This window comes from Pseudomonas sp. 21615526 (assembly GCF_013386245.1).
Taxonomy (GTDB): domain Bacteria; phylum Pseudomonadota; class Gammaproteobacteria; order Pseudomonadales; family Pseudomonadaceae; genus Aquipseudomonas.
The window spans coordinates 19118-43019 of sequence record NZ_JACAOM010000010.1 but is presented as its reverse complement, the minus strand read 5'-3'; the positions used below and the strand labels follow the sequence as shown (position 1 = coordinate 43019).

General features: G+C 61.7%; 22 protein-coding genes and 1 pseudogene. 14 read left to right on the top strand and 9 right to left on the bottom strand.

Features of this window, described 5'->3' with window-relative positions; genetic code table 11:
- Positions 1–181 precede the first annotated feature (181 nt).
- Positions 182–556: a histone-like nucleoid-structuring protein MvaT gene (mvaT, locus tag HX786_RS04370; RefSeq protein ID WP_008432352.1), complete on the top strand. Its 375-nt coding sequence runs from the start codon at positions 182–184 to the stop codon at positions 554–556.
- Between the two features lie 90 nt (positions 557–646).
- Here mvaT and sbcB read toward each other — a convergent pair whose 3' ends face one another.
- Positions 647–2074: an exodeoxyribonuclease I gene (sbcB, locus tag HX786_RS04365; protein ID WP_003214166.1), complete on the bottom strand. Its 1428-nt coding sequence runs from the start codon at positions 2072–2074 to the stop codon at positions 647–649.
- Between the two features lie 189 nt (positions 2075–2263).
- Between sbcB and HX786_RS04360 the strand changes: the two genes are divergently transcribed.
- The 6 genes from HX786_RS04360 to HX786_RS04335 are packed head-to-tail and all read left to right on the top strand — an operon-like array spanning position 2264 to position 8919.
- A complete protein-coding gene (locus HX786_RS04360; protein ID WP_003214165.1) occupies positions 2264–2956 on the top strand; it encodes an RDD family protein in 693 nt (230 codons plus the stop codon).
- Positions 2953–3933 (top strand): stage II sporulation protein M, encoded by a 981-nt coding sequence (locus HX786_RS04355; RefSeq protein ID WP_003214164.1) that lies wholly within the window; start codon positions 2953–2955, stop codon positions 3931–3933. Before HX786_RS04360 ends, HX786_RS04355 begins: the two co-directional genes overlap by 4 nt.
- Positions 3920–5449 (top strand): DUF4129 domain-containing protein, encoded by a 1530-nt coding sequence (locus tag HX786_RS04350; RefSeq protein WP_178911767.1) that lies wholly within the window; start codon positions 3920–3922, stop codon positions 5447–5449. The genes HX786_RS04355 and HX786_RS04350 overlap by 14 nt, the downstream gene beginning before the upstream one ends.
- Entirely contained in the window at positions 5446–6603 is a 1158-nt protein-coding gene (locus tag HX786_RS04345; protein WP_102369791.1) for a DUF4350 domain-containing protein, read from the top strand. The genes HX786_RS04350 and HX786_RS04345 overlap by 4 nt, the downstream gene beginning before the upstream one ends.
- Positions 6600–7580: a MoxR family ATPase gene (locus tag HX786_RS04340; protein WP_178911766.1), complete on the top strand. Its 981-nt coding sequence runs from the start codon at positions 6600–6602 to the stop codon at positions 7578–7580. The genes HX786_RS04345 and HX786_RS04340 overlap by 4 nt, the downstream gene beginning before the upstream one ends.
- Before the next feature lie 7 nt (positions 7581–7587).
- Positions 7588–8919: a DUF58 domain-containing protein gene (locus HX786_RS04335; RefSeq protein ID WP_177041493.1), complete on the top strand. Its 1332-nt coding sequence runs from the start codon at positions 7588–7590 to the stop codon at positions 8917–8919.
- 16 nt (positions 8920–8935) lie between these two features.
- Here the strand turns inward: HX786_RS04335 and HX786_RS04330 are convergent, their stop codons facing one another.
- Both HX786_RS04330 and HX786_RS04325 read right to left on the bottom strand, forming a co-directional pair.
- Positions 8936–9295, bottom strand: a complete 360-nt coding sequence (locus HX786_RS04330; protein WP_008432342.1) for a PilZ domain-containing protein — start codon at positions 9293–9295, stop codon at positions 8936–8938.
- 226 nt (positions 9296–9521) lie between these two features.
- Entirely contained in the window at positions 9522–9896 is a 375-nt protein-coding gene (locus HX786_RS04325) for a tol-pal system YbgF family protein (RefSeq protein ID WP_003214151.1), read from the bottom strand.
- Between the two features lie 175 nt (positions 9897–10071).
- On the opposite strand from HX786_RS04325, the gene pyk reads away from it, so the two are divergent.
- Positions 10072–11523, top strand: a complete 1452-nt coding sequence (pyk, locus tag HX786_RS04320; protein ID WP_003214149.1) for a pyruvate kinase — start codon at positions 10072–10074, stop codon at positions 11521–11523.
- A gap of 199 nt (positions 11524–11722) precedes the next feature.
- Here the strand turns inward: pyk and HX786_RS04315 are convergent, their stop codons facing one another.
- Entirely contained in the window at positions 11723–12472 is a 750-nt protein-coding gene (locus tag HX786_RS04315) for an enoyl-CoA hydratase-related protein (protein WP_003214147.1), read from the bottom strand.
- Between the two features lie 30 nt (positions 12473–12502).
- Positions 12503–13435: an iron-sulfur-binding ferredoxin reductase gene (locus tag HX786_RS04310; protein ID WP_102605688.1), complete on the bottom strand. Its 933-nt coding sequence runs from the start codon at positions 13433–13435 to the stop codon at positions 12503–12505.
- Between the two features lie 216 nt (positions 13436–13651).
- On the opposite strand from HX786_RS04310, the gene HX786_RS04305 reads away from it, so the two are divergent.
- The 4 genes from HX786_RS04305 to HX786_RS04290 all read left to right on the top strand — a co-directional run bounded on the left by HX786_RS04305 (position 13652) and on the right by HX786_RS04290 (position 20086).
- Complete coding sequence (locus tag HX786_RS04305; protein ID WP_003214142.1) at positions 13652–15175, top strand: fumarate hydratase; 1524 nt, start codon at positions 13652–13654, stop codon at positions 15173–15175.
- A gap of 216 nt (positions 15176–15391) precedes the next feature.
- Positions 15392–17158: an ATP-binding protein gene (locus HX786_RS04300; protein WP_008435493.1), complete on the top strand. Its 1767-nt coding sequence runs from the start codon at positions 15392–15394 to the stop codon at positions 17156–17158.
- Positions 17152–18477, top strand: coding sequence for a sigma-54 dependent transcriptional regulator (locus tag HX786_RS04295; RefSeq protein ID WP_102605689.1), 1326 nt, complete (start codon positions 17152–17154; stop codon positions 18475–18477). The genes HX786_RS04300 and HX786_RS04295 overlap by 7 nt, the downstream gene beginning before the upstream one ends.
- A 289-nt stretch (positions 18478–18766) precedes the next feature.
- Positions 18767–20086 carry an MFS transporter gene (locus HX786_RS04290; protein WP_008435500.1) on the top strand — a complete coding sequence of 440 codons (1320 nt, stop codon included), beginning with the start codon at positions 18767–18769 and terminating at the stop codon, positions 20084–20086.
- Positions 20087–20148: 62 nt separating this feature from the next.
- On the opposite strand, the gene HX786_RS04285 is transcribed toward HX786_RS04290, so the two are convergent.
- On the bottom strand, positions 20149–20904 hold the full coding sequence (locus HX786_RS04285; protein ID WP_102605691.1) for a hypothetical protein: 756 nt from the start codon (positions 20902–20904) through the stop codon (positions 20149–20151).
- Between the two features lie 195 nt (positions 20905–21099).
- Here HX786_RS04285 and HX786_RS04280 point away from each other — a divergent pair, with 195 nt between their 5' ends.
- Positions 21100–21732 (top strand): flavin reductase family protein, encoded by a 633-nt coding sequence (locus HX786_RS04280; protein ID WP_178911765.1) that lies wholly within the window; start codon positions 21100–21102, stop codon positions 21730–21732.
- A gap of 141 nt (positions 21733–21873) precedes the next feature.
- Here HX786_RS04280 and HX786_RS04275 read toward each other — a convergent pair whose 3' ends face one another.
- A complete protein-coding gene (locus HX786_RS04275) occupies positions 21874–22122 on the bottom strand; it encodes a hypothetical protein (protein ID WP_003214132.1) in 249 nt (82 codons plus the stop codon).
- Between the two features lie 43 nt (positions 22123–22165).
- Entirely contained in the window at positions 22166–22507 is a 342-nt protein-coding gene (locus tag HX786_RS04270; protein WP_003214130.1) for an antibiotic biosynthesis monooxygenase family protein, read from the bottom strand.
- A 326-nt stretch (positions 22508–22833) separates the two neighbouring features.
- Between HX786_RS04270 and HX786_RS04265 the strand changes: the two genes are divergently transcribed.
- Positions 22834–23763, top strand: a complete 930-nt coding sequence (locus HX786_RS04265; protein ID WP_003214128.1) for an AraC family transcriptional regulator — start codon at positions 22834–22836, stop codon at positions 23761–23763.
- A 29-nt stretch (positions 23764–23792) separates the two neighbouring features.
- Here the strand turns inward: HX786_RS04265 and HX786_RS32265 are convergent.
- Positions 23793–23894, bottom strand: a pseudogene (locus HX786_RS32265) (N-acetyltransferase); the annotation flags it as partial.
- Positions 23895–23902: the final 8 nt, after the last annotated feature.

Here is a 23902-nt window from a genome sequence, read left to right as displayed (position 1 = left end):
AGACTTAACCAGAGTATCTTTAGGCCATCCCCCTTACTAATTAACTCAATTCCACGCTTTTGCCACAAACAACCAAAGTAAATTACATAAATGCGGCCTTAAATGTTTACTTGGGCAAACTGTCTGACTATTATTGAGCCACTATCCCCTTTCACCCAGCGCCCTGCATAAGGTAGTCCCCATGTCCCTGATCAACGAATATCGCGCCACCGAAGAAGCTATCAAAGAGCTGCAAGCCCGTTTGAAGAACCTGTCCCAAGACGACAAACTGCAAACCGAGCTGGAATTCGAAGGCAAATTGCGCACCCTGATGGGCGAATACTCCAAATCCCTGCGTGACATCATCGCGCTGCTGGATCCGGATTCGAAAGTTAAGGCTCCACGTGGCGCCGTAAAAACTACCGGCACCAAGCGTGCACGCAAGGTTAAACAATACAAAAACCCGCACAACGGCGAAGTGATTGAAACCAAAGGTGGCAACCACAAGACTCTGAAAGAGTGGAAAGCCAAGTGGGGCGGCGACGTGGTTGAAGGCTGGGCTACCCTGCTGGGCTAAGCCTCGCCAGGACGCTGCGTGATACGCAACGCAATAAAAAACGCCAGCTTGCTGGCGTTTTTTATTGTCCGTATTTTACCGGGAAGCTGATTACAGACTCATTCGAGTCGCTAAGGCATCAACATACTCCTGCCATTCATCAAGCACCTGGCGCTGAAACGGTGTGGCACTAACAGCCAACTCAAGACACGCCTGCTTAAAACCCTCAAGGGTGTTTGGCGCGCCCCATTGAGGGTCTGACAAACGTTGCTGACAGAAAACTCTCCAGCGTTGTTGCTCTTCACTATTCAAGGTGTCTGGAAAGTTGCGTGCACGATAGCGAAATAATAATTCAGGCAAACGTTCATCATCGAAAGGCCATTGCTGGCGCGCTAGTTGCGCCGGCTCGGCGACTCTCACTTGCTCACATAAACGTCGATCACGATCCCCGATAAAACCATCGTATAGCTGCTGCTCGGGATCGGCGCTTGGCGCAAAATCTTCCTCGGCGTAAATCGCCGCCAGTTTATCGCGCCATAGTTCCTGTGCGTCGCTTAGCCGCAGGGCCCGCGCATCACACTCATCCATATCCAGCTGCAAACGCTCGCGGTCTTGCGGCCGAAGCACGCTCAACGGTGCGACCACCGGGCAACGATTGATGTGCAGCAACTTGAGCGGTACCGGCAACTCACCTTCGGCCAGCTCGTCGCGGCGAGTATATAAGCGCCGGCGCAAGGTATCGGCGTCCTCGTCCAACAGCCCTTGCGGATCGAGCCCCAGGTCGCAGACGATCAATGCATTGCGATTGCGCGGGTGCCACGCCAGCGGCAGCACCACCCCCAGGTAATGACGCTCGGCAGAAAAACGACCGGAAATATGCACCATCGGCTGCAACAACCGCACCTGGTCCATGACCCGTTGTTTGCTACGCAGTTGAAACAGCCAGTCATAGAGCTTGGGTTGCTTCTCGCGGATCAACCGGGCCAGGGCGATGGTGGCGCGCACATCGGACAAGGCGTCGTGGGCTTGGCCGTGGTCGATGCCGTTGGCGGCCGTCAACCGCTCAAGCTTGAGGGTGACGCGCCCGTCCTGTTCCGGCCAGACGATCCCGTCAGGGCGCAGGGCGTAGGCAGTGCGCACCACGTCGATCAGGTCCCAGCGGCTGTTGCCGCCTTGCCATTCCCGGGCATAGGGATCGAAGAAATTGCGGTACAAGCTGTAGCGCGTCATCTCATCGTCAAAACGCAAGGTGTTGTAGCCGGCCCCGCAAGTGCCCGGGGTGGCCAGCTCGGCGTGCACCCGGGTCATGAAGTCGGCTTCGGCCAGGCCTTTTTCCGCCAGCACGCCGGGAGTGATGCCAGTGATCGCGCACGCTGCCGGATGCGGCAGGATATCGTCGCTGGGGTGGCAGTAGAGATTGACCGGCGGCCCGACCTCGTTAAGCTCGAGGTCGGTGCGAATACCGGCTACCTGCAGCGGGCGGTCGGTACGCGGATTGATGCCGGTGGTTTCATAGTCGTACCAGAAAATGGTGGTCACGGGCTATTCCTGTGCTGAAGACCGGCAAAGTCTAGGCGCTTGCAGGCATCGGGGGCCAGCGCTGTGTTCCCTGTACAAATATTCAGTAAATCGTTGAGTGGTTGCTTCCACCGTCGACACTGCTAGCATCGGTCTTTCCAACCCCGCCGCTGCCGCCCAGGCGCCAGCGCCGCACTGCCAAGGACCGCGATGCCACCTGCGCCACTGGATACCCGCTACCAGATCGAGACCCCGGAGGGTATCGACCTGCCCCTGCGCCCGGCCGGCCTGCTGGTACGCTCACTGGCCTTTGCCTTCGACCTGGGTTTGCGCGGCCTGATTCTCGGCATCCTGTTTATCGCATTGGCCTTTCTCGGCAACCTGGGCATTGGCCTGGGTTCGCTGCTGCTGTTCCTCGTCAGTTGGTGGTACATGGTGCTTTTCGAAGTGCTCAACCAGGGCTGCTCGCCCGGCAAACAGGTCATGGGCCTGCGGGTGGTACAGGACGATGGCACGCCCATCGGCTGGTCCGCCTCGCTGATCCGTAACCTGCTGCGCTTTGTCGACATGCTGCCCTTCGGCTATTTCCTCGGCGCCATCAGTTGCCTGCAACACCCCAACTTCAAGCGCCTGGGCGACCTGGCGGCCGGGACCCTGGTGATCTACCGCGAACAACCGCTTTCCCGCCCGCAAGTGCCCCAGGCCCCGGCGCTGCGCCTGCCGTTCGCCCTTGAGCTGAACGAACAACGGGCGATTCTCAGCTTCGCCGAACGCCAGGGCGAACTGTCGGCCGAACGGGTCAACGAACTGGCCGCTATCCTGGCCACGCCCCTGCAGGTCTCCCCTGCCCGCGCCGTGGCAGAACTCAACGGTGTGGCCCGCGGATTGTTGGGGCCAGCATGAAACAGAGTCTTTTCGAAAGCCGCCATCAGCCACAATGGCAAGCCTTTGCCGAGCAATTGACGCAGTTGGAGAAAGGCAAAGCCAAAGGCGCCGACTTCGTCGACTTCCCTCATCAATACCGGCAGTTGTGCCAGCACCTGGCCCTGGCCCAGGAGCGCGGCTACAGCAGCTACCTGGTGGACCCGTTGCAGCAGCTTGCCTTGCGCGGCCATCAACAGTTGTATCGTCATCGCAGCCGGATGGGGGCAAACGTGCTGAGCTTCCTGCTGGCCGATTTCCCCAGGCTGGTTCGCGCGCAATGGCCATTTGTGCTGGCTGCCGGCCTGCTGTTCTTTGGCAGCCTGCTCGGCATTGCCTTGCTGGTGTACCTGTTTCCGGACTTGATCTACAGCATCGTCAGCCCTCGGCAGGTGGCCGAGATGCAGGCCATGTACAACCCCGATGCCAGCCGCCTGGGCCGGGCAGCCGAACGCGCTTCCAGCGAAGACTGGATGATGTTCGGCTACTACGTGATGCACAACATCGGTATCGCCTTCCAGACCTTTGCCGCCGGGCTGCTGTTCGGCCTGGGCAGCGTATTTTTCCTGTTCTTCAATGGCCTGATCATTGGCGCCGTTGCCGGGCACCTGACGCAAATCGGCTACGGGCAAACGTTCTGGTCATTTGTCATCGGCCATGGCGCCTTCGAGCTCAGCGCAATTGCCCTGGCTGGCGCGGCTGGCCTGCAACTGGGCTGGGCGCTGATTGCACCGGGGCCCCTCACCAGAGGCGAATCCCTGCGCCTGGCCGCGCGCAAAAGTGTGCAAATGATTTGTGGTGTGATGGTGTTCCTGCTGATCGCCGCGTTTATCGAGGCGTACTGGTCGTCCACCAATGCCGTGGCGCCGTGGGTCAAGTACCTGGTCGGCACCGCCCTGTGGTTGCTGATGGCGGCCTACCTGCTGTTTGCCGGACGGAATCGCCATGCGCCTGAGTGATGCCAGCGTCGTGATCCGCCCGCGTACCTCCTGGGAGGCCATGGACCTCGGCATCCTGCTGGCCCGGGAACACCGGCTGCTGTTGATGAGCAGTTGGGCCATCGTGACCTTGCCGGTCTTCGCCCTGTTCAGCGTGCTCCTGTGGAATCACCCCACCACCGCGCTGTTGCTGTTCTGGTGGTTGAAACCGGCATTCGACCGCCTGCCACTGTATATCCTGTCCAAGGCCCTGTTCGGCGAAACACCCAGCCTGAAACAAGCGCTGCGCCAATCGCCGCGGCTGCTCAAGGGCCAACTGCTGGCCAGCCTGACCTGGCGGCGCTTCAGCCTCAGCCGTAGCTTCGAGATGCCGGTGGTCCAGCTCGAAGGGCTGCAAGGCCAGGCGCGCCAACAACGTCTCGGGGTGTTGCAGCAGCGCAACGCAGGCGCCGCGCGCTGGCTGACCCTGATCGGGGTGCACCTGGAAATCGCCCTGTGGTTCGGGTTGATGGCCGTGTTCTATTTCTTCCTGCCGCAAGAGGTCGAACGCGACTGGGATTGGCAGCAACTGGCGCTCACCGCCGGCCACGACTGGCGTTGGCTGGAGCACCTGACCAACATGTTCTACGCCTTGATCCTGGTGTTCTGGGAGCCGATCTATGTCGCCTGTGGCTTCAGCCTTTACCTGAACCGCCGCACGGTGCTGGAAGCCTGGGACCTGGAACTGGTGTTCCGCCGAATGCGCCAGCGCCTGAGCGGTGTGGCGTCGCTGCTGTTGCTGGTGGCCGGGCTGACGCTGATTCCGCCGATCCCATCGGCATGGGCTGATGAACCGGTTCCCCAAACGCCGCTGACTACACAATCGGCCAGTCACTCGATCAAGACGCTGTTGGAGCAGCCACCGTTCAAGAACCCGGAAACGCTCACTCGCTACCGCTTCGGCGAGGATAAAGCAGCCGACAAAAACAAAGCGGCAGGTGATGCCAAGCTGCCAGCCTGGCTGGAAGCATTGCTGAAAAACCTCAACAGTGATTCGTTCAAGCACATCGCCAAGGGCCTTGAAGTACTGCTCTGGGGATTGCTGGCAGGTGGCCTGGCACTGGTGATCTGGCGCTACCGCGACTGGCTGCATGCCTTTGTCAGCCGCCGCAGCCCGCGCAAACCCAAGGCTGCCAAACCCGTGCCTTCGCAGCTGTTCGGCCTTGAACTGGGGGCTGACACCTTGCCCGAAGACATCGCAGGCGCCGCCGAACAGCTGTGGGCAACACAGCCCCGGGAAGCCCTCGGCCTGCTCTACCGTGGGTTGCTCAGCCGCTTGCTGCACGACTTCAACCTGCCGCTGAAAAGTGCCGACACGGAAGGTGAAGTCCTGGAACGTATCCGCCAACTGCAACAACCGCAGCTGCTGGCATTCAGCGGTGACCTGACCCGTTACTGGCAAAACCTTGCCTATGGCCATCGCCTGCCGCCTGCCTTGGTGCAACAACAGCTATGCAGCGATTGGCGAACCCTGTTCGGTTCGGGAGCGGCGCAATGAACCGGCCGTTGCTGTGGGTCGGGCTGCTGGTCGCGGGCTTGCTGGCAGCAGGCGGTTTTTATGCCTGGCACAAGGCGATTCCTTATCAGGAAGTGGTCGATCGCGGCCCTTCACCCGAAGCCCTGGCCAACCCCTACCTGGCGGCTGAACACTTTCTGCGCCAGCAGGGCCTGGTGGTGGAACATGCCAACAGCCTCGAACGGCTGGCCAGCCTTTCGCCCAAGGGCAACAGCCTGCTGTTGCTGGGCGAGCGCAGCAACATGAGCCCGCCCCAGGTTGATCAATTGCTGCAGTGGACCCGGGCTGGCGGCCATCTGCTGCTGGTAGCCGAAGCGCTGTGGGATGAGGACACCGGTGAAAGTGGCGACCTGTTGCTGGATCGTGTGCAGATACACCAATCCTTCAGTGAAGAATTCGACGCTCCGGCACCCGCGCGTAAAAAGAAAACGCCGGACCTGACCAAACTCTATGTGGACAACGAAACAGCGCCGGCCTATTTCAGCTTCGACACCGACTTCAACCTCACCGACCCCAGGCACCTGGCACAATTCTCGGCCAACAGCGCCCGGTCGACGCACCTGATGCAGGTCAACCTCGGGCAAGGGCGTGTGACCGTGGTCACCGACAGCGACCTGTGGAAAAACCCGGGCATCGGCCTGCACGATAACGCGTGGCTGCTCTGGTACCTGAGCCAGGGCACCCAGGTCACACTGCTATTCAACACTGATGTCGAGGACCTGTTCAGCCTGTTGTTGCGCTACTTCCCCCAGGCACTGGTGGCACTTGCCGCACTGATCGCCCTGGGCCTCTGGCACGCCAGCCTGCGCCAGGGTCCGATCCGGCAACCGGCGCCCAAGGCACGGCGGCAATTGCAGGAACACTTGAACGCCAGTGCCGACTTCCTGTTGCGCCGCAGCGGGCAAGACAGCTTGCTGCAAGCCTTGCAGCGCGACATCCAGCGCACCGCTCGGCGCCGTCATCCCGGGTTCGAACACCTCGATACAGCCGAACAATTGCGGGTGCTTGAACGCCTGACCCGCCAACCCTCCCTTGTTATCAGCCAGGCCCTTGGCCCACCTGCGACGAAACGGCTCTCCAGCGCCGATTTCAGCCGCCAGGTGGCCTGCCTGCAAACCCTCAGGAATGCCCTATGAGCGAATTTCCCGCCACTGACCCGATTCAGCGCGCCAGCCAACTGGCCCAGGCCTTGCGCGTCGAACTGCGCAAGGCGGTTATCGGTCAGGACCCGGTGATCGATGACGTGCTCACGGCGTTGATCGCGGGCGGCCATGTGTTGCTTGAAGGGGTTCCCGGCCTGGGCAAGACCTTGCTGGTACGCGCGCTGGCACGCTGTTTTGGAGGCGAGTTCGCGCGCATCCAGTTCACCCCGGACCTGATGCCCAGCGACGTGACCGGCCATGCCGTATACGACCTGCATACCGAACAGTTCAAGCTGCGCAAGGGACCGTTGTTCACCAACCTGCTGTTGGCTGACGAGATCAACCGTGCCCCGGCGAAAACCCAGGCAGCGTTGCTGGAAGCCATGCAGGAACGCCAGGTAACCCTTGAAGGCGAGGCGCTGCCCATCGGCCAGCCGTTCATGGTACTGGCCACCCAGAACCCCATCGAGCAGGAAGGTACTTACCCGTTGCCCGAAGCCGAACTGGACCGTTTCATGCTCAAGGTGCGCATGGACTATCCCGAGGCACAGCAGGAACTGGACATGGTGCGCGAAGTCACCCGCTCGTCCCGAGCCGACATGCTCGACGTACAGCCGCTGCGCACGGTGCTGCAAGCCGAAGACGTGCTGCTGTTGCAACAGATTGCCAGCGAGTTGGCGCTGGATGAGCAGGTGCTCGACTACGCCGTGCGCCTGGCCCGCACTACGCGCAGTTGGCCGGGCCTGACCATCGGCGCCGGGCCCCGGGCCTCCATCGCCCTGGTTCGCGGTGCACGGGCGCGGGCCTTGCTGCGCAGGGGCGAGTTCGTGACCCCGGACGACATCAAGGGCTGCGCCCTGGCAGTGTTGCGCCATCGGGTGCGTATTGCCCCGGAGCTGGATATCGACGGGTTGGAAGTCGACCAGGTGCTCCGGCAATTGCTGGACCAAGTCCCGGCGCCACGCCAATGAGACGCCCATGAGACCAACCCGCCTGCTGTTGACCTGGCTCGGTGTACTGCTGGGCCTGAGTATCCTGCTCGGCGCACTGGTGGCGCTACAGGTCAAGGTGCCAGACGCCCTGCACTCAGTGACGTGGGGCCTGCTGCTGGCCCTGTTGCTGCTGGCCCTGCTGGATGCCAGCCGCCTGCGCCGCCGGCCGTCCCCGCGCGTGCGACGGCAGATGCCCGGCAGCCTGGCACTGGGGCGCTGGGGGGAAGTGCGGGTAAGCCTGGAGCACGATTATCCCCAGCCGTTGGCGGTCCAGGTATTCGATCATGTGCCTGACGGCCTGGCGGTGGAGGACCTGCCGCAGTCCATCGAACTGCGGCCCGGCGAGCACAGTGAACTGGGTTATCGGCTAAGGCCCCAAAGGCGCGGGCATTTCAGCTTTACCCGCTGTGAAGTGCATCTGCCCAGCGCCCTGGGGCTATGGTCGGCCCGGCGCCTGATCGACGTCAGCGACGCCACCCGGGTCTACCCGGACTTCGCACGCCTGTATGGTGCGCAGTTGCTGGCGGTGGACAACTGGCTCAACCAGCTGGGCGTACGCCAGCGGCAACGGCGTGGGCTGGGCCTGGAGTTTCACCAGCTGCGTGAGTTTCGCGAAGGTGACAGCCTGCGCCAGATCGACTGGAAAGCCACCGCCCGGCAACGCACGCCCATTGCCAGGGAGTACCAGGACGAGCGCGACCAGCAGATCATGTTCATGCTCGATTGTGGCCGCCGTATGCGCAGCCAGGACGCCGAACTGTCGCACTTCGACCACGCGCTCAACGCCTGCCTGCTGCTCAGTTATGTAGCCTTGCGCCAGGGCGATGCCGTAGGGCTGTGCACCTTTGCCTGCGACCAGCCGCGCTACCTGGCGCCGGTCAAGGGCAGTGGCCAGCTCAACCTGTTGCTGAATGCGGTGTATGACCTGGACACGTCCCGGCGTACGGCCGATTACCAGGCGGCCGCCAGCCAACTGCTGGCCCGGCAGAAACGTCGCTCGCTGGTGATCGTAGTGACCAATTTGCGGGATGAGGAAGATGAAGAGTTACTCAGCGCCGTAAAGCGCATCAGCCGCCAGCACCGGGTAATGGTCGCAAGCCTGCGGGAGGAGGTCCTTGACCAGTTACGCCAAGCTCCCGTGCAAACCCTGCCCGAAGCCCTGGCCTACTGCGGCACGATCAACTATCTCAATACCCGGGACGAACTCCACGACCGCTTGAACGCCCACGGGCTGTCGGTACTGGACACACTGCCTTCGGACCTGGGTGCCGCCCTGGTGACCCGCTACCTGGGCTGGAAAAAAGCCGGCGCGCTATGAACGCCGGATGCAGCACCTAGGCAGAGGCCTGCAACGGATCAAAGCTGAAGTAATCCAGCAGCGCGCTGATCACCTCCCCATATTCGGCAGGGGCCTGGGATATGCTGAACCCGGAATCGTAATGCTGGGGGTTTATATCCTCATGACACCACAGGCAGGTGGCCGTGAGGTCTACCGCCTGCACCTCACCCTCAGGCCCGGGGATCTTCAAGCGCAGCTCGAACTCCACATCGACCATCATGGGTAACTGGCTGATCAACATCAGGCCCTGCTCGGAAACATTGCCCAGATAGCCGATTGGCTTGTCCGTCAGGCGATTGAACACTTGAAGGAAGCAAGGTAACTGATGCCGCTCGATCCGTCGGTGAGTAAACATGATGAGGTCGCCATCCAATGGCCATATATGTGGCCGCTCCAGTGATTCGAAACGAGCCTGAAGGCCCGCTCTCCCCGGATATCGGTGCGACAACCGCAAACGGGTTGCCACTTTTACAGCTGCCAAATCCGGGAACGCCATCCGTTTGAATAGAAACTTATACAAACTGACATTCAAAGATTAGCCCAAGACTGGCAACGAGCCAGCTATGGCATGACAAATATCATCACAACGACGCCGGCCGCGGCTGGGCAACGCTCGCGCCGGGGTAATGCCCCAGTTGCTGCAGGGTATCCAAACGGGCACGGGCACGGAATGCGTACTCGCTCGCCGGGTACTGGCTGATGATGAACTGATAGGTTTGCGCCGCATCGACAAACAGCTTCTCGCGCTCCAGGCACTGCCCGCGCAACATCGAGACTTCCGGTTGCACGTAGCGCCGGGAACGGCTTTCACGGTCGACCTGGGACAACTCAAGGGTGACCCGCTGGCAATCGCCCACACCGTAGGCGCGGTACGCATTGTTCAAATGATGGTCCATCGACCAACGGGTGCAGCCGACAACACTGACGGCCAGGGCAGCAATGATCACGATTCGCATGGGGGTTCTCCTGTCTTGTGCAGTGTATCGACCCTTCATCGAAAATCTTCAAGGTTGTTCATCTGTTCATGCAGAGTGAAAACAAGCGAATCATCGATAAGTAGTGCAAACGAACAATGACTACAACCAAAGAGCATAGTAGCCTTCCCCAGCGCTTGAACTCAGGAGTCCGTGCATGTCCGTCCGTCGTACCAAAATCGTCGCCACCCTTGGCCCGGCCAGTAACTCGCCGGAAGTCCTCGAACAGCTGATTCTGGCTGGCCTGGACGTTGCCCGTCTGAACTTCTCCCACGGCACCCCGGACGAGCACAAGGCTCGCGCCAAGCTGGTGCGTGACCTGGCCGCCAAGCATGGCCGCTTCGTGGCGTTGCTGGGTGACCTGCAAGGCCCGAAAATCCGTATCGCCAAATTTGCCAACAAGCGGATCGAGCTGAAGATCGGTGACCAGTTCACCTTCTCCACCAGCCATCCGCTGACCGAAGGCAACCAGCAAGTCGTGGGTATCGACTACCCGGACCTGGTGAAAGACTGCGGCGTGGGCGACGAACTGCTGCTGGACGACGGCCGTGTGGTAATGCGCGTCGACACCGCCACCCCGACCGAACTGAATTGCACCGTGATCATCGGCGGCCCGCTGTCGGACCACAAAGGCATCAACCGTCGCGGCGGTGGCCTGACTGCCCCGGCCCTGACTGAAAAAGACAAGGCCGACATCAAGCTCGCCGCCGAAATGGAAGTGGACTACCTCGCGGTATCCTTCCCGCGCGACGCCGCCGACATGGAATACGCCCGTAAACTGCGCGACGAAGCCGGCGGCACTGCCTGGCTGGTGGCGAAGATCGAACGCGCCGAAGCCGTAGCCGACGATGAAACCCTCGACGGCCTGATCAAGGCTTCCGACGCCGTGATGGTTGCCCGTGGCGACCTGGGTGTGGAAATCGGTGACGCCGAGCTGATCGGTATCCAGAAGAAAATCATCCTGCACGCACGTCGCCACAACAAGGCGGTGATCGTTGCGACCCAGATGATGGAGTCGATGATCCAGAACCCGATGCCAACCCGTGCCGAAGTGTCCGACGTGGCCAACGCCGTGCTCGACTACACCGACGCCGTGATGCTTTCGGCTGAAAGTGCGGCTGGCCCGTACCCGCTGGAAGCCGTGCAGGCCATGGCACGCATCTGCGTCGGCGCTGAAAAGCACCCGACCAGCAAGACCTCCAGCCACCGTATCGGCAAGGTCTTCGAAAGCTGCGACCAGAGCATCGCCCTGGCGGCCATGTACACCGCCAACCACTTCCCGGGTGTGAAAGCGATCATCGCCCTGACCGAAAGTGGCTACACGCCGTTGATCATGTCGCGCATCCGTTCCTCGATCCCGATCTACGCGTTCTCCCCGCACCGCGAAACCCAGGCCCGTGCGGCCATGTTCCGCGGCGTCTACACCGTACCGTTCGACCCGGCATCGCTGCCGCCTGAGCAAGTCAGCCAGGCCGCGATCGACGAGTTGCTCAAGCGCGGCGTCGTGGAGAAAGGCGACTGGGTCATCCTGACCAAGGGCGACAGCTACCACACCATCGGCGGCACCAACGGCATGAAGATCCTGCACGTTGGCGACCCAATGGTCTGAGTGACCGCTCGCTGAAAAACAAAAGCCCTGCCATGTGAATGGCGGGGCTTTTTGCATTGCAAATTGGCTTGTGTGTTGGCTTTACTGGCCTATTCGCGAGCAAGCCCGCTCCCACATTTGATCGCGTACATCCTGAAGAAACACGGTCGAATGTGGGAGCGGGCTTGCTCGCGAAGACGGCCGACCAGTCAACGCTCATTCATCTCCGAGTGATAAACCCCGACAACGCCGCAATCGCCTCCGGCGACTTCAACCTCTGGGTAAACAACGCCCCCTCCTCCTCGATCACCTTGCGCAACTGCTCGCGATCAACGCTTTTCATCAGATGCTTGCTGACCTGTACCGCGCCCGGCGCCAGGGTCTCAAACCGTCCAGCAATTTCCCGCGCCTTGGCCAGGGCCGATTCACCGCTGCCCAATGCCTCGGTGGCAATGCCCCAGGCGGCAGCCTGTTCGCCGGTAAACCCTTCACCCAGCAGCAGCAACTCCGCCGCCTTGGCATGCCCCAGCAAGCGCGGGAGGATCAAGCTGGACCCAAACTCCGGACACAGCCCCAGGTTGACGAACGGCATGCGCAACCGTGCATCCCGGCTGACATACACCAGGTCACAATGCAGCAGCAGCGTCGTGCCAATTCCCACCGCCACGCCCGCCACTGCCGCAATCACCGGCTTGCGGCAGTTGAGCAAGCTGCGCATGAAATTGAAGACCGGGCTGTCGAGATCCGCCGGCGGTTGTTCGAGGAAGTCGCCAATATCGTTACCGGCGGTGAAGCACTCGCTGCTGCCCTGGATCAGCACGGCATTCACGCTGGTATCGGCATCCGCCTGCTCCAGCGCCTCGGCCAATTGGCTGTACATGGCGCGGGTCAGGGCATTTTTCTTGTCCGGGCGATTGAGCTGCAAAATCAGCAACCCGCGTTCGCGTTGCTGCAGGATGGCATCGGTCATGACAAATCTCGCGGCTGGGAAATTCAGCGCTCAACCACGGGGCAGGAACACATCGGCCAGCAGTTGATTGCGCGGCAGTCCGGCCAGGAACAGGCGCTTGGAAAAGGCCTCGACACTGGCCGGGTGCCCGCAGAGTAAAGCCAGAGTTTGCCGGGAAACAAGCCGCAGTTGCGCCAACGCCTGCGTCACCTCAGCCGCTGTCCATAGCTCAACGGTCACGTTCGGATGCGCACCAGCCAGCTGGGCCAATGGCCCGGCGAGGTAATGACCGCCCGCGTCATGGGCCAGGTGAATGACCCGGATGGCGCCCTGGTGATCCTGGCGCAAGGCCTCGCGCAACACGCCCCATAGCGGGCCGAGTCCGGTGCCCGAGGCCAGCAGCCAGAGCGGCCGCGATTGCCAGTCGGGGTCGTACTGCAAGGCGCCGCCCCGCAATTCGCCCAGGCGCAGGCTGTCACCGGCCTTGAATTGGCGGGCGGCGTCGCTGAATTCGCCGGGCAGGCGGCAATCGATGTGAAATTCGAGAAACGGATCTTCCTGGGGCAGGCTGGCCAATGAATAAGGCCGCGCAACGCTGCCGGCCCACAACACCAGATGCTGCCCCGCCCGGTAGCGCAAGCCGCGTTCGGGTTGCAGCCGCAAGCGCAGTACACTCGGGGTCAACCAATCGACGCTCAGCACCGTCGCCGGCAACCCGTCACGCAGCGGGTCGAAGGCTTCGACCTGCAAGTCACCTGCGACCTGGCACTGGCACGCCAGGCGCCAGCCATCCTGGCGCTGCGCCGGGCTCAGGGCATCCGGCTGGTTGTCCTGGATATCACCCTGGCAACGCACCAGGCAGGCATGGCAGCTGCCGGCGCGGCAACTATAAGGCACGGCCACGCCCGCCTGGTTCAGGGCATCCAGCAGGTTGCTGCCGGCGGCTACCGACCAGTGGCGTTCACCGACGTGAAGTTCAGGCATCAAGGGTCTCGGATCAAAAAGGCGTCTACAGGGAATCACGCCCCGTAGAGTTTGACCATAGTCGGGTGTATCGGCCACCGTGGCGGGTTATACTGCCGCGCCTTTTTAGCGTCGCGCCTGCACCACTTTGGCGTGCCTTGGAAAGGTGGCTTCAGCCGACCGATGCAACACTGACGCCACCTTTATTGAATGTTCCCTTATAGAGGAGCGCGACTCATGACCGTGATCAAGCAAGACGACCTGATTCAGAGCGTTGCCGACGCCCTGCAATTCATTTCCTACTACCATCCCGTTGACTTCATCCAGGCGATGCACGAGGCCTACCTGCGCGAAGAATCGCCAGCGGCCCGTGACTCCATGGCTCAGATCCTGATCAACTCGCGCATGTGTGCCACCGGCCACCGCCCGATCTGCCAGGACACCGGGATTGTCACCGTATTTGTACGTGTAGGCATGGACGTGCGCTGGGATGGCGCCACCATGAGCCTGGACGACATGATCAACCAAGGCGTGCGCCAGGCCTACAACCTGCCGGAAAACGTCCTGCGGGCTTCGATCCTCGCCGACCCGGCCGGTGCGCGTAAAAACACCAAGGACAACACCCCTGCCGTGATCCACTACTCCATCGTCCCGGGTAACACCGTGGAAGTGGACGTGGCCGCCAAGGGCGGTGGTTCCGAGAACAAGTCGAAAATGGCCATGCTCAACCCGTCCGACTCGATCGTCGACTGGGTGCTCAAGACCGTTCCGACCATGGGCGCCGGCTGGTGCCCACCGGGCATGCTTGGCATCGGCATCGGCGGCACCGCCGAGAAAGCCGCGGTAATGGCCAAGGAAGTGTTGATGGAATCCATCGACATCCACGAGCTGAAGAAGCGCGGCCCGTCTAACCGTATCGAAGAGATGCGCCTGGAGCTGTTCGAGAAGGTCAACCAACTGGGCATCGGCGCCCAGGGCCTGGGTGGCCTGACCACCGTGCTCGACGTGAAAATCATGGACTACCCGACCCACGCGGCCTCGCTGCCGGTGTGCATGATCCCCAACTGCGCCGCCACCCGTCACGCGCACTTCGTGCTCGACGGCTCGGGCCCTGCATCGCTCGAAGCGCCACCGCTGGACGCCTACCCGGAAATCGTCTGGGAAGCCGGCCCGTCGGCCCGTCGCGTCAACCTCGACACCCTGACCCCGGAAGACGTGCAGAGCTGGAAGCCGGGCGAAACCGTGTTGCTCAACGGCAAGATGCTCACCGGTCGCGACGCCGCGCACAAGCGCATGGTCGAGATGCTGAACAAGGGCGAAACCCTGCCGGTGGACCTCAAGGGTCGCTTCATCTACTACGTCGGCCCGGTTGATCCGGTGCGCGAAGAAGTGGTGGGGCCTGCCGGTCCGACCACCGCCACGCGGATGGACAAGTTCACCCGCCAGATCCTCGAGCAAACCGGCCTGTTGGGCATGATCGGCAAATCCGAGCGCGGCCCGACCGCTATCGAAGCGATCAAGGACCACAAGGCGGTTTACCTGATGGCAGTGGGCGGCGCGGCTTACCTGGTGGCCCAGGCCATCAAGAAATCCCGCGTCGTGGCGTTCGCCGAGCTGGGCATGGAAGCGATCTACGAGTTCGACGTGAAAGACATGCCGGTCACCGTTGCCGTTGATAGCAAGGGCGAGTCGGTACACATCACCGGTCCTGCCATCTGGCAGAAAAAGATCAGTGAAAGCCTGGCGGTAGAAGTGCAGTAAGCATTTCCCCTGCAAGGATAAAAGGCGACCACTACGGTCGCCTTTTTTGTTTCATGCACCTCTCACTGTGGCGAGGGAGCTTGCTCCCGCTCCAGTGCGCAGCGCTCCCATTTTTTTGGGGCCGCTGCGCGCCCCAGCGGGAGCAAGCTCCCTCGCCACAACAGCCATGCGCCTCATGCTATGGTGCTCGCCCCTAATTGCACTGTTCATCTTCGTATGATTGCGATTCCCCGTCCGCTGCGTTTGACCTTCTACTCCTTGCTGATCATCGCCGGCGCGGTACTGGCTGCCGCCCTGGCTACCCGCCACGCCGAACGCCTGGCCCTGGTGGATGACGCCGCCCGCGCCAATCAGCAGCTCATGCTTTATGGCAACTCCCTGCACACCCTGATCGAACGCTACCGCGCCCTGCCCGCCGTGCTGGCCCTGGACTCGGAAATGATCAGCGCCTTGAAGGGCCCGCTGGACACCGCCACCCAGGATTTGCTCAACCGCAAGCTGGAGCGCATCAACGGCGCCGCCCAGTCCTCGACCCTGGAACTGATGGACCGCAACGGCCTCGCCGTGGCCGCCAGCAACTGGAACCTGCCCAGCAGTTATGTGGGGCACAACTACGCGTTTCGCCCGTACTTCAGCCAGACCCTGAGCCAGGGCACCGGGCGTTTTTATGCAGTGGGGGTGACCACCGGGATTCCGGGGTATTTCCTCTCCAGCGCGGTGGTCGGCGAGAACGAGCAGTTCCTCGGCGCCATGGTGGTCAAGCTGGAGTTCCCGGAACTGGAGCGCGAGTGGGCCCAGGGCAATGACTTGCTGCTGGTCAGCGATGCCCGGGGCATTGTGTTTATCGCCAATCAGCCGGGCTGGCGCTACCGCGCGCTGCGTCCGTTGTCGGACAGCGACCACGCCGAACTCAAGGCCACCCGCCAATACGACAAGAAACAATTGCTGCCGCTGGACACCGAAGCCTTGCAACGCTTTGACGAAAACAGCCACCTGATGCGCGTCGACGGCCCCGATGGCAAGGCCAATTACATTTGGGAATCCCTGCCGCTGAAGGCCGAAGGCTGGACCTTGCACCTGCTGCGCAAGCCACAATTTGCCTTTGAAGACCAACGCAACGCCGGCCTCGCCGCCGCCGGCTCATGGCTGGCGCTGGTGTTCCTGGTGCTGTTCCTGACCCAGCGCTGGCGCCTCGCCCGCTTGCGCCAGCGCAGCCGCGAAGAACTTGAACAACTGGTGGAAGAACGCACCCGCGCCCTGCGCACCGCCCAGGATGGCCTGGTGCAATCCGCCAAACTGGCAGCGCTGGGGCAGATGTCTGCCGCCCTCGCTCACGAAATCAACCAGCCATTGACCGCCCAGCGCATGCAGTTGGCGACTCTGCGGCTGCTGCTGGACCATGGCCGGGTGGACGACGCCTACCAGGCCCTGACCCCGCTGGACGACATGCTCACACGCATGGCCGCGCTCACCGGCCACCTCAAGACCTTCGCCCGCAAGAGCCCCAGCGGCCTGCGCGAACGCCTCGACCTGGCGACGGTGGTGGACCAGTCCCTACACTTGCTCGATGCGCGCCTGCGGGACGAAGCCATCGGCACCGTACTGGACCTGACCCGCCCCGCCTGGGTACGCGGCGACGCGATCCGCCTCGAACAGGTGCTGATCAACCTGCTGCGCAACGCCCTCGACGCCATGGCCGACAAGCCACGCAAGCGCCTGGAGATCCGTCTGCACGCCGATCAGCAGCTATGGCACCTGACCGTCAGCGACAGCGGCGGCGGGATCGCCGAGGAAAACCTCAACAGCGTGTTCGACCCGTTCTTCACCACCAAGCCGGTGGGCGACGGGCTCGGCTTGGGGCTCGCCGTGTCGTACGCTATCGTCCACGAACTTGGCGGGCGCCTGAGCGCCGGCAATCAAGGTGACGGGGCGATCTTTACCCTAACCTTGCCCATCGCGCTGGAGACACCAGACCTATGTTGAATGCGGTGATTGTGGTCGACGACGAAGCCAGCATTCGCACGGCCGTCGAGCAATGGCTGAGCCTGTCGGGCTTTGAGGTGCAGTTGTTCAGCCGCGCCGAGGAATGCCTGGCGCAATTGCCCCGGGACTTTCCCGGGGTGATCCTGAGCGACGTGCGCATGCCCGGCCTCAGCGGCCTGGAGTTGCTGGCTGAAGTGCAGCGGCGTGACGCCGACCTGCCGGTGATTCTGCTCACCGGCCACGGCGATGTGCCGATGGCCGTCGAAGCCATGCGCGACGGCGCCTACGACTTCCTCGAAAAACCCTTCAGCCCCGAAGCCCTGCTCAGCAGCCTGCGCCGGGCGCTGGACAAGCGCGGGCTGGTGCTGGAAAACCGCCGGTTGCATCAGCAGGCCGATCACCGGGCCCAACTGGAATCGAGCCTGCTGGGGGTGTCCCGGGGTTTGCAGAACCTGCGCCGGCAAGTCCTGGACCTGGCCGGCTTGCCGGTCAATGTGTTGATTCGCGGCGAAACCGGCAGCGGCAAGGAGCTGGTCGCCCGTTGCCTGCATGATTTCGGCCCCCGGGCGAAGAAGCCGTTTGTGGCGCTGAACTGCGCGGCGATTCCCGAGCAGCTGTTTGAAGCCGAGCTGTTCGGCCATGAAAGTGGCGCGTTCACCGGCGCCCAGGGCAAGCGCATCGGCAAGCTGGAATACGCCAATGGCGGCACGCTGTTTCTCGATGAGATCGAAAGCATGCCGCTGGCCCAGCAGGTGAAATTGCTGCGGGTGTTGCAGGAGCAAAAACTCGAACGGCTCGGTTCCAATCAAAGCATCAAGGTGGACTTGCGGATCATCGCCGCCACCAAACCCGACCTGCTGGACGAAGCTCGCGCCGGGCGTTTTCGCGAGGACTTGGCCTATCGCCTGACCGTCGCACAACTGCGCCTGCCACCGCTGCGGGAACGCCGGGAAGACATTCCCCTGCTGTTCGAGCACTTTGCACAAAGCGCCGCCGAGCGCCTGGGCCGCAACTTCGCGCCGCTGAGCGGACCCGCGCTGGGGCGCCTGCTCAGCCATGACTGGCCGGGGAATGTGCGGGAGCTGGCCAATGCCGCGGAACGCCAGGTGCTGGGGCTGGGTGAACCGGAACCGGAAGGCATCGAAGCCGGGCAGTCGTTGGCGGCTCAGCAGGAAGCATTTGAAGCCCATTGCCTGAAAGCCGCGCTGACCCGGCACAAAGGCGATATCAAGGCGGTGCTGGCCGAGCTGCAACTGCCACGGCGCACCTTCAATGAAAAAATGCAGCGCCATGGCTTGGCGCGGGATACGTTCCTCTAACCCGATCGTTCCCACGCTCCGCGTGGGAATGCAGCTCTGGACGCTCCGCGTCCGCCCTTAAAATCGTGACGCGGAACGTCACAGGATGCGCTCCCACGCAGAGCGTGGGAGCGATCTTCGTCGGCGGATTTCCGCTCATCCCCCTTGATTCATCAGCAATTTTCCGCTCAAAAATTTCCGCAAACCCTTCTAGACCGGGCCTTCATCGGCTTGGCACAGCTCCTGCTATAGCCCAGCCAGGCTGCGCTACCGCGCGCTCCACAAAAACAATTAGATGAAGGATCCTTAAATGGATAACTCCAACTCCCTGCCTCTGGGGTCGGCGACTGCGCCGGCAAAAGGACGCACCACCTCCAGCCGTATCAAGTCGATCTTCAGCGGATCGGTCGGCAACATGGTCGAGTGGTACGACTGGTACGTCTACGCGGCTTTCTCCCTGTATTTCGCCAAGACCTTTTTCCCTAAAGGCGACACCACCGCCCAACTCCTGAACACCGCCGCGATCTTCGCCGTGGGCTTCCTGATGCGCCCGATCGGTGGCTGGCTGATGGGCCTGTACGCCGACAAAGTCGGGCGTAAAAAGGCCTTGATGGCCTCGGTGTACCTGATGTGCTTCGGCTCTTTGCTGATTGCCCTGAGCCCGGGCTATGAAGCCATTGGTATCGGTGCGCCGATCCTGCTGGTATTCGCCCGTTTGCTGCAGGGCCTGTCGGTCGGCGGTGAATACGGCACCTCCGCCACTTACCTCAGCGAAATGGCGACCAAGGAACGTCGGGGCTTCTACTCCAGCTTCCAGTACGTGACCCTGATCTCCGGCCAGCTCATCGCCCTGGCGGTATTGATCGTGCTGCAACAATTGCTGACCACCGAACAACTGTACGACTGGGGCTGGCGTATCCCGTTCGCCATCGGCGCCCTGTGCGCGGTAGTGGCGCTGTACCTGCGTCGTGGCATGGAAGAAACCGAGTCGTTCACCAAGAAAGAAAAGGCCAAGGAAAGCGCAATGCGCACCTTGATGCGCCACCCCAAGGAACTGATGACCGTGGTCGGCCTGACCATGGGCGGCACCCTGGCGTTCTACACCTACACCACCTACATGCAGAAATACCTGGTGAACACCGTCGGCATGAGCATCTCCGACTCCACCACCATTTCGGCGGCCACACTGTTCCTGTTCATGTGCCTGCAACCCATCATCGGCGGGCTGTCGGACAAGGTTGGCCGCCGGCCGATCCTGATCGCCTTCGGCGTCCTCGGCACCCTGTTCACCGTGCCGATCCTCACCACCCTGCACACCATCCAGACCTGGTGGGGCGCGTTCTTCCTGATCATGGCGGCGCTGATCATCGTCAGCGGCTACACCTCGATCAACGCCGTGGTGAAGGCCGAATTGTTCCCCACCGAAATCCGCGCTCTGGGCGTTGGCTTGCCCTATGCGCTGACCGTGTCGATCTTCGGCGGCACCGCTGAATACATCGCGCTGTGGTTCAAGAGCATTGGTATGGAAACCGGTTACTACTGGTACGTCACCGCGTGTATTGCGGTGTCGCTGTTGGTGTATGTGACCATGAAGGACACCCGCAAGCATTCACGGATTACTACGGACTAAGGGTTCGGCAGGCGTAAAAAAAGGGCCATGTCAGTCAATGACACGGCCCTTTTTCATTGCCCTCAAGACAGCTCGGCAGCCGCCTGGCGTCCATACCGACGCTGGGCATACGCCGCCCCGGCAATCATCACCACCAGCACCGCCGCCAACACGGCCGACGAGCCGATGGTGCCAAAGTCCAGCCCGCCCTTTTCATGGGGTTTGGTCAGGAAGTCACCCAGGGTTGCGCCGAACGGCCGGGTCAACACAAACGCCACCCAGAACAGCAGCACCGACGAAATCCGCGTGAAGTATTTAAGCAACACCACCACCGCGATACTCGCCCCGATCAGCAACGCGCCACCAGCGAACCCCAGCCCGGAATCATCCGCGAGGAAATCACCCAGCGCCGTGCCCAGGGTGTTGGAGAACAGAATCGCCATCCAGTAGAACAGCTCACCGCGAAAGGTCTGCACCTTGTTCACGTTCAGCGAGTCGCCGCTGATACGCCACAGGGCAAAGATCGCCACCAGGATCGACACCAGAATCATCGAGCCCGTGGCATAACCCAGCCCCAGCGTGCGGTCCATAAAGTCCGACATGGTGGTGCCGGCGGTGCTGGTGGACAGGATCACGATCCAGTACAGCACCGGGTTGTAGGTTTTCGACCAGAGTTGCGTCACCAGAGTGACCAGGAACACGCTGATCAGGATCATCGAGCTGATGGCGTAACCAACATTCAAGGTCATCGACAGCAAGTCCCCGGCGGTTTCGCCCAGGGTCGTGGCGCAGATTTTCATGACCCAGAACGCCAGGGTGATCTGAGGAAGTTTGTTCATTGTGCAGAAGGCTCCAAAGGCTCAGTCGTTCAATCGGTCGACTTATAGGGGGTGTCGACCTGGCGCGCAGACTGACCCGGGAGCTGTGAAAAATAGGTGGGGGCTGTATGAAAATTCCATATGGATGATAGAAATCCGCCGCGCCGGATTGCACTATGGTGCCCTCCCCAGAACCGCGCAGCAGGAACCCCGGCCATGTCCGACGATATTCATTTCTACGAACCCGCCAACGGCCACGGCCTGCCCCATGACCCGTTCAATGCGATTGTCGGCCCGCGCCCGATTGGCTGGATTTCGTCACACGACAGCCAGGGCCGCCTGAACCTGGCGCCCTACAGTTTCTTTAACGCGTTCAACTACATTCCGCCGATCATTGGGTTTTCCAGTGTCGGGCGCAAAGACAGCCTGAACAACATCGAACAGACTGGCGAATTCGTGTGGAACCTGGCTACCCGCCCGCTGGCCGAGCAGATGAACCAGAGTTGCGCGCCGGTATCACCCGAGGTCAACGAGCTTGAATTGGCCGGCTTGACGCCGGTGGCTTCAAAGGTGATCGCCGTGCCTCGCGTGGCCGAAAGCCCGGTGTCGTTCGAGTGCAAGGTGACGCAGATCATTCAGCTGCAGCGCGCCGACAAGGAGCTGGTGCCAAGCTGGTTGGTGCTCGGCGAGGTGGTCGCGGTGCATATCGCCAAATGGCTGCTGAAAGACGGGGTGTACGACACGGCTGCCGCCCAGCCGATCCTGCGTGGAGGTGGCCCGGCGGATTATTTTCAGTTGGGGCCGGAAGCGCTGTTCAAAATGTACCGCCCAGGCGCCGCGCAACGCTGATTGGAACGAGATAAAAATGTGGGAGCGGGCTTGCTCGCGAAGGGGGCGTATCAGTCAATGCATATGCCAACTGATCCACCGCATTCGCGAGCAAGCCCGCTCCCACACAAGCCCGCTCCCAGATTTGGATCAGCGGTGTTTTTAGTTGGCGGAAGTTGCCCAAGAGAGCTGACCGTCTTCATCTACATCGACCAAGCGCTCCAGTTGCAGAGCTGCGGCATCGTCGGCGTCGGAGGCAGTCTTGAACGTCTGTCCATCGAGGATCTTGTGAAAGCGCGGTGCGCCCATGCCATCCAGCGCCTTGACGGCGATGGCGGCGCTATAGCCACCCTCTTCTTCACGCACCAAGGCGGAAACGGCTTCGTGGTGGGCAAACTCTTTACGTGCCATGTTGCAGGTCCTGGCCAATGGGAAAGGCGGCCATTCTAAAGCACTAGCCCGCCAGTTGCAGGTACTCGCCATAGGCATTGGCCGCCGAGGCGTCGGTAAAGGTCTGGAAGTCCATGCTGCGAACCACCATGTCATTCAACAACTCGGTGAAGACCATCAGCGCCGGCGAGCTGAAGTAGGCACTCATCGCCTGCTCGCTGCTCCAGAAGCCCGACACCAACCACACATCCGGGTCGGCCAGGGAGTGCTGCAACGAGAATTGCAGGCAACCCTGAGCCTGGCGGCCCGGTTCGATCAAACTGCTCAAGCGTGCACCCAGTTCGGTGCTGTACCCGGTACGGGCACGGATAAAGGCCATATGGCTCGCGGGAATGGGGGTGGACATGTTCGACTCTCCCGTTGAGAAGTGATGCTCGGCAAGCACTGTGAGGGCGTGTTGCCACAGGATCAAAGATACGGGCGCGGGTGTGGATGCGGTTAGTCAATTCCTGCTGGCTTATTGCACAATCCTGCGAGATACGTAGATATAGCAATCGGCCTGCGAAGTTTATTCCCGGCATGACTGCCGTATTTCAGGGGCATGACAGGCCCCGGCTTGCCTGATTCACGATTTTTCGCAGGATCAGGCAAGGATTGTGCAGAATCGAAATACCGCTTTTTGCAAAGCCGCCCTTAAGCTGTGCCCATCGTCAAAGCACCAGAGGATGTCCCATGTCGTCGCCCGAACTTCGCTCCAAACCCCTCGACGCCGATATGGAAAAGCAGCGCGCAGAACTCGCCGGCATCGTTCGCCGGCATACCTGGGAGGATGGTTCCTACGGCACGGCGATCACGTCGCTGTATCTCAACCGCCATAACTCCCCGCGTGAATTCACGCCGGTGCTGGTTGAACCCGCGCTGTGCATCCTCGCCCAGGGCAGCAAGGAAGTGCGCCTGGCGGATGAAGTCTTCGCCTACGACCCGCTCAATTACCTGGTGTTTTCGGTAGCGATGCCGGTGGCCGGGCGCATCCTTGATGCCACGCCGGAAGACCCCAACCTGTCGATTCGGGTGAATATCGACCCGGCACAGATCACCGCACTGATTGCCGAAGCCGGGCCGATGGGCGTGCCCCCGCGCCCGACCTCCCGAGGGATGTATGTCGACCGCCTGGACAGCCAGCTACTGGACGCCGTGCTGCGCCTGACCCGATTGCTCGACGCACCGAAAGACATCGCAATGCTCGCGCCGCTGATCAATCGGGAAATTCTCTATCGCCTGTTGCGCGGTCCACAGGGTTATCGGCTGTATGAAATTGCCGTCGCCAACAGTCAGAGCCATCGGGTGAGCCAGGCGATCACCTGGTTGAACGGCAACTACGAACAGCCCCTGCGCATTGATGACCTGGCCAAGGAAGTGAACCTCAGCGTCTCGACCTTGCACCACCGCTTCAAGGCGATGACCGCCATGAGCCCGTTGCAGTACCAAAAACAGTTGCGCTTGCAGGAGGCTCGGCGGTTGATGATCGCCGAGGGCCTGGAAGCCTCGGCGGCGGGGTATCGGGTGGGCTATGAGAGCCCATCACAGTTCAGCCGCGAATACAGCCGGCTGTTTGGTGCGCCGCCGTTGCGGGATCTGGCCAGGTTGCGCCAGAGCGTCTAACCACGGTTATAACACCGGATACTAATAATGTGGCGAGGGAGCTTGCTCCCGTTGGACTGCGCAGCAGTCCCATCTTTTGGGGCCGCTTCGCGCCCCAACGGGAGCAAGCTCCCTCGCCACAAGTACTCAATCAGCTGCG